Origin of the sequence: Bacillus cereus group sp. Bc031, assembly GCF_027716265.1 — a bacterium.
Lineage (GTDB): Bacteria > Bacillota > Bacilli > Bacillales > Bacillaceae_G > Bacillus_A > Bacillus_A paranthracis.
This window is the reverse complement of the sequence record NZ_JAQFUL010000048.1, coordinates 26,289-37,531: the sequence shown is the minus strand read 5'-3', so window position 1 is coordinate 37,531 and position 11,243 is coordinate 26,289. Positions and strand designations below refer to the sequence as shown.

Here is an 11,243-nt window from a genome sequence, read left to right as displayed (position 1 = left end):
TCTCATAAAAATAGATACCCTTGGGTTTATAGGTACATCCCGTCCCTAAAAACCTAACTTAATCATACGAGGAGATGGGAAATATGAGTGAGAGCGGACTAAAAGAACAAATTACTGGTAAAGTGGAAAAGACAAAGGGACAAGTAAAAGAAGGAATTGGTGAAGTTACAGAAGATAGAAAGTTGAAAAATGAAGGAAAGTGGGACAAGACGAAGGGAACGATAAAAGAAAAAGTCGGAAAAGTTAAACAAAAGATAAGTGATGGGTTGGATAATAAAGAATAATACATGTTTATCAAGCTTTGGTTACATACCAAAGCTTGATAAATACAATATAAAACGAATATAGGAGGGTTAATTGTGGGACTTATTATTACGTGTATTGTAGGTGGACTTATTGGTGCGTTAGCTGGAATGGTTACGGGAAAGGACTTTCCTTTAGGTATAGTTGGTAATGTGATTGCCGGATTAATCGGATCTTGGGTAGGTAGTGCGTTATTTGGTCATTGGGGTCCTGAATGGGGAGGCATCTTTATTCTTCCAGCGTTATTAGGTGCAATTGTCTTTATTTTAATCGTTACATTCTTCTCTAGAATGCTACGGAAAGCGTAAGTATGATAATGAATAGTAATCTTAAGTTTATTATATATAGTTATAAAGTAAATAGAATGATAAATATACATAAAAAAGCATCCAATTCAAATAATTTGGATGCTTTTTTATGTAATCTGCATAGGAATGAGCGGGGGATGAAGGCCCCCGCTCATTGAAATTACACTTTCTATTTATGTATTAAGCCATCGTTACTTTTTTACAAGCGTTTATTCTTACGACCTGCCATGGTTCTATATGAGATAAGTCCTCGTTATTACCTATATCAACTACAATTGTATTCGTTAGTATATTAATAATGGAACCAACTAATTTTGTAGCATGATCGTGTCGATAAGAAAATTGAACAAAATCTCCCTTTTTAAAGTTGTGCTCTTCCATAGATAGATCCCCCTAAAAATAATGTTTATAGATTATATATACACAAATTTATAAGGTTTAAACATTTGGTAGTATTTTTTACGTGTTAAGCCGAGAAAGGTGTGGAAAATTTATTTATAATAAAAATAAAAAAATATGTTTAAAACTAATTTTTATGGGTAATTAACATAGTAGTAGTTTGAGATAAGGGGGCGGAAATGATGAATTTGGGAATAAATATTTTGCAAAATGATGTAGGTTATACGGTACAGCTTAATGGTGAAATTGATGCATATACGGCATCAGATTTGAAAAATAAGATGATGCCTATTGCAGGCGAAAAAGAGGTTCATATTGTCGTAGATTTTACTGAGGTAGAGTATATGGATAGTACAGGATTAGGCGTGTTTATAGCGCTATTAAAAGCAGTTAAGAAAAATGATGGAAAACTAGAGTTTATTGGTGTATCTAAAAGGTTAAAAAGATTATTTGATATTACAGGGTTAACAGAAATATTAAATTTGAATTCCGATTTTGAAAAAGTAGAAAGAAGGTGACTAGGGATGATGGAGAGATTTGAAAAGATAGAAATGAAAATTCCTGCAAAGGCAGAATATGTGGCTATTATTCGTTTAACAATGGCTGGTGTTGCAAATCGAATGGGCTTTGCTTATGACGATATAGAAGATATGAAAATTGCTATTAGTGAAGCATGTACAAATATTGTACAACATGCATATAAAGAAGACGTTGGAGAAATTGCAATTGTCTTTGGGCTATATGAAGATCGATTAGAAATTATGGTTGCGGATAATGGGGTTAGCTTTGATTTTAACAACTTAAGAAGTAAAGTTGGTCCGTATGATATTAGTAAACCAGTAGAACATTTGCCGGAAAATGGTTTAGGTTTATATTTAATTAATACGTTAATGGATGATATACAAATCATGCATGATGAGGGCATGACAGTTTTAATGACAAAATATATACAAAGAGAGCAGGTGGAGAATGATGGAAATCCAATCTCAACCTACAACTCTTACTAAAGAAGACGTTATGAAACTAATTGCAGAATTTCAACAAAACCAATGTGATGAAGCACAGGAAAGGTTAGTTGATCATTATAAAAATCTTGTCTATTCTATTGCATATCGCTATTCAAAAGGCGGGCCGATGCATGAGGATATTATACAAGTAGGCATGTTAGGGCTCTTAGGCGCAATAAGAAGGTATGATTATTCGATAGGGAATGCTTTTGAGCCTTTTGCAATACCTACAATAGTAGGCGAAATAAAGAAGTATTTACGTGATAAAACTTGGGGCATTCACGTTCCAAGGCGAATTAAAGATTTAGGCGGAAAAATTAAACTTGCGATAGAGGAGCTAACAGATCATTTGCAGCGTTCACCGAAGATTATAGAGATTGCGGATCATTTAGGACTATCCGAAGAGGAAGTGCTAGAGATTATGGATGCGAAAAATAATTATCGAGTATCTTCCTTAGATGATGTAGTTGAAAATGCATCTGATGGAAGTTCGGTAGCGAGAATTGAATCTGTAGGTGAAGTAGAGCAAGGATATGAAGAGACAGAAAGGCGTCTCGTTTTAAAGGATATTTTTAACGTATTAAATGAAACGGAAAAGAGTGTTATTCATTATATATTTGAAGAAAATTTAAATCAAAAGGATACAGGGGAACGGTTAGGTATTTCACAAATGCACGTTTCTCGTATTAAAAGACAAGCGATAAGTAAATTGAAGCAAGCCGCATTTTTAGATACATAAAAAATTTAAAATAATGATGTTTAAAACATGAGAAAAGGGGTACGTATTAAGTATAGGAGGAGATATAAAAATGTCACACGATGTGAAAGAACTAATCGAAGGATTGAATGAAGATTTAGCAGGAGAATACTCAGCAATTATTATGTATAACCATAATGCAGCAACAGTTTCTGGTATATATAGACAAGTGTTAAAACCTTTCTTTGAATCTGAAATTAGTGATGAACAAGGACATGCCCTATATTTAGCGGAGAAAATTAAGACGTTAGGTGGTACACCTACTACGATCCCTTTACCAGTGAAACAAGTAGAAGACGTTAGAGAAATGTTAGAAGAAGCTAGAAAGTCAGAATATGAAACAATTAAGCGTTATGAAAAGAGAAAAGAACAAGCAGCGAAATTAAATATGACAGAGTTAGTTGTAAAGTTAGAAGATATGATCGCAGATGAAACAAATCATATGGAAGAATTGGATCGTCTTTTAAATGATAAAGCAATGGTGTTAAATTAAAAGTGGAAACTTATAGAGTGAAAGAACAAACTCTCATTTCTGGGGGTTTGTTCTTTTGCTATATAAAAAATATGTTTGAGTAGGAAATTTTCATTTTATAACTGAGTATGTAATACTAGAAAAATAGAAAATGATAATCGATTTACATTTTATATAAGAAAAGGGGAAATCACTTGTGTCCATTTTAATTGTCGATGATAATCCGGTTAACATCTTTGTAATTAAGAAGATTTTAAAACAAGCCGGATATCAGGATCTTGTATCGCTGAATTCTGCACAAGAGCTTTTCGAATACATCCATTTTGGAAAAGATTCTTCCAGGCATAATGAAATAGATTTAATACTATTAGATATTATGATGCCTGAAATTGATGGACTTGAAGTTTGTAGGCGATTACAAAAAGAGGAGAAGTTTAAAGATATTCCTATTATTTTTGTAACAGCTTTAGAAGATGCGAATAAATTAGCTGAAGCTCTTGATATGGGGGCAATGGATTATATTACAAAACCGATAAATAAAGTTGAATTGTTAGCGCGTATGCGTGTAGCATTACGCTTGAAATCGGAATTAAATTGGCATAAAGAACAGGAAGAAAATCTTCGGAATGAACTAGATTTAGCTACGCAAGTACAAAGAAACTTATTAAGTAGTCCATTAAGGGAAGAGCATATAAAAATTGAAGCAAGTTACTTACCTTCATTTAAACTAGCTGGAGATATGTATTACTGGTATAAAATCGATGAAAACCGCTACGGTATTATATTATTAGATGTGATGGGACATGGTGTATCCGCTTCCTTAGTTTGCATGTTCATTTCGTCTGTATTACGTGAAACGATTAAATGTTTAATCGATCCAGAACTTGTCATTAAAGACTTAAATAAATATATGACTCTTTTACATAATGAGAATGACAATATTCCATATTATTTTACAGCGATATACTTAGTAGTGGATACAGAAAAGAGAACGATTGAATATGTAAATGCAGGACATCCTTCTGGATATGTTTTAGTTGATGAAACAAATGTAGTGGAACTAAATCGCGGGAGTTGTGCGGTAGGATTTTTTGATGAAATAAAAGTTGAAAAGACAGTTATACCTTTTGAGAAGAACGCTCAAATCGTATTGTTTACAGATGGTGTACTTGAAGCAATAGCAAATGATGAATTTGAGGCTGAAGGGAAATTACGTACTTTTACAGAAAGAAAATGGGGAGAGTTAGAAGAAGAGATAGAAGGGTTTTACAAGGAAGAACAGAAGGAAGCACAATCAGATGATATGTGTCTTATCATGATACAAGCGAATGCGAAATAAAAAGCGTATGAAATCCAAATAGAGGATTTCATACGCTTTTATTGTATTTTTTGATAGATTTGTTCGTGTGGATTAAATTGCGTATAATGCGGCATGATATCCGAGAAACGAAGAGTTTCTTTATTTCCTAAACATAGGAATCCATTGTGACTTAAACTTTCATAAAATAGTTGCTGTACTTGGTTTTGAAGTTTACTTGTAAAGTAAATTAAAACGTTACGGCAAAGGATAATATGAAATTCGTTAAAAGATTGATCGGTTACTAAATTATGTTGTGCAAAAATAATGTTTTGTAACAGTGAAGGATTAAAATAAGCAAAGCGACTATCCGTTGAATAATAGTTAGAAAATGCTTGTGTACCGCCAGCTTGTAAATAATTTTTCGTATAAGTTTGCATTTTATTTAATGGAAGGATTCCCTGTTTTGCCTTTTCTAACACGTCTGTATTCATATCTGTTGCGTAAATAACAGCTTTTTCACTCAATCCTTCTTCGTGAAGTAAGATGGCCATGGATAATACTTCTTCACCAGTTGCGCATCCAGCATGCCAAATTCTAATTTCAGAATGCTTTCTTAATTCAGGAATGACATGCTCTCTTAGTGCCTTAAAAAAGATAGGGTTACGGAACATCTCAGTTACATTGATCGAGAAATCATTTAATAACTGTTCTAAAACCCCTTCCTCATGAATTACTTTTTCAATTAACTTTGAAATGGTAGGGATATTAGAAATCTGCATTCGATTACAAATCCGCCTATAAATAGATGTGCGAGCGTATTGGCGAAAATCAAATCCTGATAGTTTAAATACCGCTTCTAATAGTAAGTCAATTTCTAAGTTCGTACGCTTATCCATATCTACTGATGGATCAAAATTATAATACTTATTTTCCACTGAAACGAAACCTCACTTATTTTATTAACCATACACTCATTACCGAATAGAGTTGATGTAAATTTAATGGTTTACTTATATAATCTGAAGCGCCAGCAGATAAACATTTTTCCTTATCATTTGGCATTGCTTTAGCAGTTAATGCGATAATAGGTATTTCATGTAACCCTAAATTCATTCGGATATGTTCCATCGTTTCATAACCGTCCATATTTGGCATCATAATATCCATTAAAATAAGGTCGATATTTGTATTGTTTTTTAGTATTTCTAAACACTCTAGGCCGTTTTGTGCAGTAATGATATTGGCATGTTGTTTTTTTAATGCATTTTGTAATGCAAATATATTTCGATGATCATCATCGACAATTAAAATAGTTTTCTCTTGGAAGACGTTATTTGTTTCTGGAATCACGATAGTTTCCTCGACAACTTCAGCAGGAATAACTTCATCTACCGTTGCTGCGACTTCTAAATTGGATACTTGTATATCAGTTAATCCGTTTGGAAGGTTAGGAATATATACGGTGAAAATACTGCCTTCTCCTACATTACTTTCTAACGTAATCCAACCACCTAATAGTCTAGCAAACTCTTTACAAATAGATAAACCTAATCCTGTACCACCATACTTCCGAATCGTTGCGCCATCTGCCTGTTGAAAGGCTTCGAAAATAAGTTGATGCTGTTCTTTAGCGATACCAATACCAGTATCTTTTACTGAAATTGATATCCAGTCTTTACTTATAGACTGCATATCATGACTCAAGTTGCTTGTTTCTATTGAATCGAAATGTAAAGAGACGGATCCTTTTTCCGTGAATTTAAATGCATTGGATAATAAGTTTTTAATAATTTGTTCAATCCGTTTTGCATCTGTATAAAACAGATCAGGAATGGTGTCACTGTCTTCAACAGTAAATTCTACATTTTTTTGTGCAGCGATATGTAAGAAGTTTTGCTGCATACTTGCTGCCATATCACTTATGTTCGTTGCTTCAAAAATAACATCTAGTTTTCCGGCTTCTACTTTAGATAAATCTAGTATGTCATTAATTAAAGTAAGTAAATCCTTCCCTGATGAATGAATGACGGTTGCCAATTCAATTTCATCATCGGATAAATGATTATCATGATTTTCTTTTAACATTTCAGATAATAGTAAAATACTATTTAACGGTGTGCGTAATTCATGTGACATATTTGCTAGGAATTCTGATTTGTATTTTGAGCTACGTAACAACTCGCTTGCTTTTTCTTCTAATTCTAATTTAGTCACTTGTAAGTCAGCTGTCTTTTGCTCGGCCTCTTCCGTTCTAGACTCTAACTGTTCGTTCGTTGTTCTTAATTCCTCGGCTTGCATTTGTAGTTCTTCCGCTTGCGTTTGCAATTCTTCTGATTGAACTTGTAACTCTTCTGTCATTGCTTGTGATTCATGTAAAAGAGTTTGAATTCGCATACGTCCCATAATGCTGTGGATTGTTAAACCTAGATTATCAACAGTTTGGTGAATTAAATCTTGATGTAAATCTGAAATGTCAGTTACACTTACTAATTCCATTACTGCAATCACTTCATCCTCAAATAAGACAGGGATGACTAGTAAATTTTTAGGGCGTATTTCTAATAATCCAGTAGTAACGTAACGAAACTCTTCAGGTATGTCCCTAAGAATAAAACTTTTCTTTTCTAAAGCAGACTGTCCAATGAAGCCTTCACCCATTTTAATAGATTGTTTTCCAATATCAACACCTTGATCGGCGAAAGAAGCTTTTTTCACAAAGTAGACAGTTTCTTCAACTTCTTCACGTACATAAAACGCACCGCAAGAAGTTTGCGTTTTTTGTATAATTCCACTCAAAATTTTGTTACCTAACATCTCAATAGAAGATACACCTTGATACATTAAAATTAATTCTGCAATCTCCGTTTGTAACCACTCTCTTTTCGATATTTCGTCTAGCAGATGGTTCGTTGTATGAGCAAGATCTTTTATTTCATCATGTGTATTTACATGAATTCTTTCCGTAATTTTTTCTTTAGAAGAAATGGATTTAATAGCTTGAATTACATTTTTAATCGTTTTTGTAATGGAATTGGAAATATAAAGTGAAACGATAATAGAAACACAAGATAGTAAAAACAATAAACTGTATAACCAAAGCTCTAATTTATTATTTTTAGTATCTAATTGTGCAGCTCTTTTTTTCGTTAATTGTTCCTCAGTGCTCCGGAAGTCAGTTAGTTGTGATTGTAATGATTGGATTTCGGTAGTGTCGATTTCTTGTATTTTATTACTATTATGATTTGCAATTAACGGGTGAATCTCTTTATTCATCCAATTAGTAATGTTTCCATTAATCTCTTTTAATTTTTCTTGCTGAGATGGATTATCTTCTAATAAAGAAAAAAGATTATGGTAATGTTTTTCATAATCTCTTTCGGCAGAGTTAAGAGATTGCAAATAGTTCGCGTTATTAGAAGTAATAAAGCCTTTCGCTTTATTTTCTATTGTTAGCAAGTCTTTCTCCACTTGATTCGTTAAATTGAGAACTTTAAAATCGTGATCAATAATAAAATTACGAGATTTTTGTAAATTGGAAATCTGATTGTTTAACATAATAAAAGAAATAAGTAAAAACAAAATGATAACTAAATAACCAGCCATAATTTTGTAGCGAATACTAAATTTTGCTTTCGAGTTCATTAAAAATTCCTACCTTCAAGGTTATTAAAAGTTTTCTATTTTAAAGAATGAAAAACGTAATATATATTATATCAGTTTTCATAGGGCTAAACTAGAAATCCCCCTATTGTATTAGGGGGTCTCGTTTTGAATAGAGGAAATCATTTTGAAGTATAAAACTATGTATGAAAAATAACAATCGAGGGAATAGGGGATAATAAAACCTTTAAGAAGGAAAGAGTGTTCTTAAAGCTCTTTTTGCATCTATTCCTTCAAATATAAATAATACAAGCTCTCTCTTTTTTATAGTAAGGAAAAATGATACTAATGTGCTTAAGTTTTTAATAGAAGTAAGTGTTCCTCGTTTACTTATAAATACATTTGTTTGAAATGTTGTCATTAAAGCATAAAAATGATGAATCTGCGTTATTGTAGGTGTTTCATTATAAAGAATAGTAGTAGAGTGAATGGCGTTCATCGTAATTTTCCTTTCCATATAATAAGCATAACAATATAAACGTACCCGTTTTAAAAAATGTTAAACATATAAATAAGAAAAAATATAATTATAGTTTTTTACGTTTAGAAAGGGGGAAGAAGGGTATACATATACCATAAAGAGATTGACCGAAGATGGATTGTAAAGTTTTAGTCTATAAAAATATACTTTTACTTTAAATAAAAAGGAGACTGTTACATATGGATAAAATGATAACGGATATTACATTTGATTTCATTTACTTGTTAAGTAGTTCTCTTGTAGTCCTTTTATTATTAGCATTTTTCGTAAATGGTTATGTGAATAAAAAAATTAGTGTATATAAAAACGAAGAGTAATAAAGATACGTTATATAAAATTTTAGGAGGTTAATAGTTATGAATATGGATAGAAAAATAGTAGGTGTTTTTCCAACAATTGATGATGCGGCACTCGTTATTAATGAATTAAAGGAAAAAGGATACTCGGCAGATAACATTTCAGCTATTGCGAAAGATCAAAAGGAAATTGAACATCTGGAAGAAAAATCAGGTGAGAAAGTGAATCATGAAACTGCACATAAAGGAGATATCTTTTCAGCGACAGGACTTGTAGCAGGAGGAGTAGCAGGCGGACTCGGAGGTTTATTAACAGGCCTTGGTGTACTTGCTGTATCTGGACTGGGCCCAATTGTAGCAGCGGGACCGATCGCAGCAGCAATTGGGGGAGCCGGTATTGGCGGAGGAGCTGGCAGTTTAATAGGAGCATTTATCGGATTAGGCATTCCAGAAGAACACGCTAAGAAATATGAAGAATACATTTACGATGGAAATATATTAATTTTAGTAGATGCAAAATTAGATGATAAGTTAGAAATCTACAAAATATTTGATAAGCATAATGCTTATAACTCTGATTTCTTTAAATAAAATGTAAACAAAGTAAATATCGTTTTTGATCTTACAACTTTGGCACGACCGAGGAGTCGTATGACTATAAGAGAGGAAGGGCTTATAGTAAAAGATCAAATTTAAGAGAGAAGGGGTGTCTTGTCGTGATTGTAAAAATATTAAAGGATAGTAGTAATAGCTTCCTTTGTACAGTGCAAAATAAAAATGGAGATCAGTATGTGAAGAAATGGTTTCGTAAACATGAAAACAAGGAAGAATTAGGACGACCAACTTTTAAAGAAGTAGAACGCGACTGGAAAGAAAATAGGGAATCGTTTATGTATCCTAATGTTAAAGCAATTTATTAAACAAAATAGTCGCTGTATTCTTACAAAACTGTCACATTCCTGTAAGGTAATTCAATAGATTCGTTGCTTGTTCCATGTCATAATAAAGACATAAGAAAGGTAATTAAAACTACAACTTATTAGGAGAGTGTCAGTCATGATTGTAACAACAACGTCTGGAATTCAAGGTAAAGAAATTATTGAGTATATCGATATTGTAAATGGTGAAGCTATTATGGGTGCAAATATTGTCCGCGATTTATTCGCTTCTGTTCGTGATGTTGTCGGTGGTCGTGCTGGTTCTTATGAAAGTAAGCTAAAAGAAGCTCGTGATATCGCAATGGATGAAATGAAAGAACTTGCAAAACAAAAAGGTGCGAACGCTATCGTTGGTGTTGACGTAGATTACGAAGTAGTTCGTGATGGAATGTTAATGGTTGCTGTAAGTGGTACAGCTGTACGTATATAAGTAAAAAAACAGGCTCACCCCTCGAAGCTTATGCTTTGAGGGGATTTTTTTGTTCATAACTAAAGGTAAGAGGGAGAAGAGCTGATATACTAGCCTGCTTATTTCAAATGTAGTATATTATTCTTGAAGATAAAAGTAATAATATGGAAAAAATATTAACTTTATGACAAATAATAAAATTGTTATTTGAGGTAAGAAGAGAAATAATAGTATGAATAGCTTTAGAGAGTGTATAGTTGATAGAAATAAACGATTGAGCATGTAAAGAGTTATATTACATAAAATTTATTATGAATGGAGGCGATTATATTATGTTTTGGTTAGGATGTTTTTTAGGATACATTGTAGGCTCAGTTATTACATGCGCTCTATTTTACTATGGGTATAGATCTAATGAAAACAAAAAAGCGAATATACAAAAGAGGGAGGAGAGGAAAATCAATCAAAAAGGTGTATAGGATGTGGAAGGTACGGTGATAACGTTGATGCAAAAATAAAGGACAGTACATATTTTGATGACTACTATGTACTGTCCCGTTTATTTTTAGGGGATTAGGAAAAGTTGTTTTCTGCCCTGCTATAAATTTTATAGGGGAAAAACCCCAATAAATAGCCGATTCCGGATCCTAAACTCACTACAAGAAGTGAATAATCCGGGAAAAACATGCCGAAAATCAGACCGATTATACAGCCAATAAACATTCCTATCGGTATGAAACTGCCTAATAAAATTTGAGCCTCATTTGATTTTTTCTTACCCAATTTGCCGTGATTAGCCACATGTTTGAATCTTCTTACCCTTTTTAATTAAATAATACCATATCTTAATATATCCTGTTTGAGTGGAGATAATTTTAACATGTAAAAATTTTTAGGCTGTGTGTTGGAGTGA

Annotated in this window: 15 protein-coding genes and 1 pseudogene; 11 read left to right on the top strand and 5 right to left on the bottom strand. The window is 32.6% G+C overall.

Translation table 11 applies throughout. The features are described 5' to 3' along the window. Positions 1-83: 83 nt before the first annotated feature. Together PDQ33_RS18140 and PDQ33_RS18135 are read left to right on the top strand one after the other, a co-directional pair. Positions 84-284, top strand: coding sequence for a CsbD family protein (locus tag PDQ33_RS18140; RefSeq protein ID WP_000004269.1), 201 nt, complete (start codon positions 84-86; stop codon positions 282-284). Between the two features lie 75 nt (positions 285-359). After that, positions 360-611, top strand: coding sequence for a GlsB/YeaQ/YmgE family stress response membrane protein (locus PDQ33_RS18135; RefSeq protein ID WP_270393709.1), 252 nt, complete (start codon positions 360-362; stop codon positions 609-611). Between the two features lie 180 nt (positions 612-791). On the opposite strand, the gene PDQ33_RS18130 is transcribed toward PDQ33_RS18135, so the two are convergent. Continuing rightward, a complete protein-coding gene (locus PDQ33_RS18130) occupies positions 792-992 on the bottom strand; it encodes a methyltransferase (protein ID WP_270756397.1) in 201 nt (66 codons plus the stop codon). Between the two features lie 197 nt (positions 993-1,189). Here PDQ33_RS18130 and rsbV point away from each other — a divergent pair, with 197 nt between their 5' ends. The 5 genes from rsbV to PDQ33_RS18105 all read left to right on the top strand — a co-directional run bounded on the left by rsbV (position 1,190) and on the right by PDQ33_RS18105 (position 4,585). Further along, positions 1,190-1,528 carry an anti sigma b factor antagonist RsbV gene (rsbV, locus tag PDQ33_RS18125; protein WP_061131460.1) on the top strand — a complete coding sequence of 113 codons (339 nt, stop codon included), beginning with the start codon at positions 1,190-1,192 and terminating at the stop codon, positions 1,526-1,528. Positions 1,529-1,534: 6 nt separating this feature from the next. Continuing rightward, a complete protein-coding gene (gene rsbW / locus PDQ33_RS18120; protein ID WP_000970575.1) occupies positions 1,535-2,017 on the top strand; it encodes an anti-sigma B factor RsbW in 483 nt (160 codons plus the stop codon). Beyond that, positions 1,980-2,756 (top strand): RNA polymerase sigma factor SigB, encoded by a 777-nt coding sequence (sigB, locus tag PDQ33_RS18115; RefSeq protein ID WP_033670914.1) that lies wholly within the window; start codon positions 1,980-1,982, stop codon positions 2,754-2,756. Before rsbW ends, sigB begins: the two co-directional genes overlap by 38 nt. A gap of 70 nt (positions 2,757-2,826) precedes the next feature. Then, positions 2,827-3,267 carry a ferritin-like domain-containing protein gene (locus PDQ33_RS18110; RefSeq protein ID WP_000017747.1) on the top strand — a complete coding sequence of 147 codons (441 nt, stop codon included), beginning with the start codon at positions 2,827-2,829 and terminating at the stop codon, positions 3,265-3,267. Positions 3,268-3,442: 175 nt separating this feature from the next. Then, entirely contained in the window at positions 3,443-4,585 is a 1,143-nt protein-coding gene (locus PDQ33_RS18105) for a fused response regulator/phosphatase (RefSeq protein ID WP_076868740.1), read from the top strand. A 38-nt stretch (positions 4,586-4,623) separates the two neighbouring features. On the opposite strand, the gene PDQ33_RS18100 is transcribed toward PDQ33_RS18105, so the two are convergent. From PDQ33_RS18100 to PDQ33_RS18090, 3 genes are all read right to left on the bottom strand, one after another. Continuing rightward, entirely contained in the window at positions 4,624-5,481 is an 858-nt protein-coding gene (locus PDQ33_RS18100) for a CheR family methyltransferase (protein WP_270393714.1), read from the bottom strand. A gap of 16 nt (positions 5,482-5,497) precedes the next feature. Further along, complete coding sequence (locus PDQ33_RS18095; protein ID WP_270756393.1) at positions 5,498-8,188, bottom strand: response regulator; 2,691 nt, start codon at positions 8,186-8,188, stop codon at positions 5,498-5,500. 205 nt (positions 8,189-8,393) lie between these two features. Next, the gene (locus PDQ33_RS18090; protein ID WP_000991341.1) at positions 8,394-8,645 is read right to left on the bottom strand and encodes a hypothetical protein; all 252 of its coding nucleotides are present in this window, start codon (positions 8,643-8,645) and stop codon (positions 8,394-8,396) included. A 221-nt stretch (positions 8,646-8,866) separates the two neighbouring features. On the opposite strand from PDQ33_RS18090, the gene PDQ33_RS18085 reads away from it, so the two are divergent. The 4 genes from PDQ33_RS18085 to PDQ33_RS18070 all read left to right on the top strand — a co-directional run bounded on the left by PDQ33_RS18085 (position 8,867) and on the right by PDQ33_RS18070 (position 10,351). Continuing rightward, a complete protein-coding gene (locus PDQ33_RS18085) occupies positions 8,867-9,004 on the top strand; it encodes a hypothetical protein (RefSeq protein WP_000359816.1) in 138 nt (45 codons plus the stop codon). Positions 9,005-9,043: 39 nt separating this feature from the next. Beyond that, a complete protein-coding gene (locus PDQ33_RS18080; protein WP_071741434.1) occupies positions 9,044-9,574 on the top strand; it encodes a general stress protein in 531 nt (176 codons plus the stop codon). A 125-nt stretch (positions 9,575-9,699) separates the two neighbouring features. After that, positions 9,700-9,903, top strand: a complete 204-nt coding sequence (locus tag PDQ33_RS18075; RefSeq protein WP_073530639.1) for a DUF4028 family protein — start codon at positions 9,700-9,702, stop codon at positions 9,901-9,903. 136 nt (positions 9,904-10,039) lie between these two features. Further along, on the top strand, positions 10,040-10,351 hold the full coding sequence (locus tag PDQ33_RS18070; protein ID WP_000637511.1) for a YbjQ family protein: 312 nt from the start codon (positions 10,040-10,042) through the stop codon (positions 10,349-10,351). Positions 10,352-10,903: 552 nt separating this feature from the next. Here PDQ33_RS18070 and PDQ33_RS18065 read toward each other — a convergent pair. Beyond that, positions 10,904-11,128, bottom strand: a pseudogene (locus PDQ33_RS18065) (hypothetical protein); the annotation flags it as partial. Positions 11,129-11,243 lie beyond the last annotated feature (115 nt).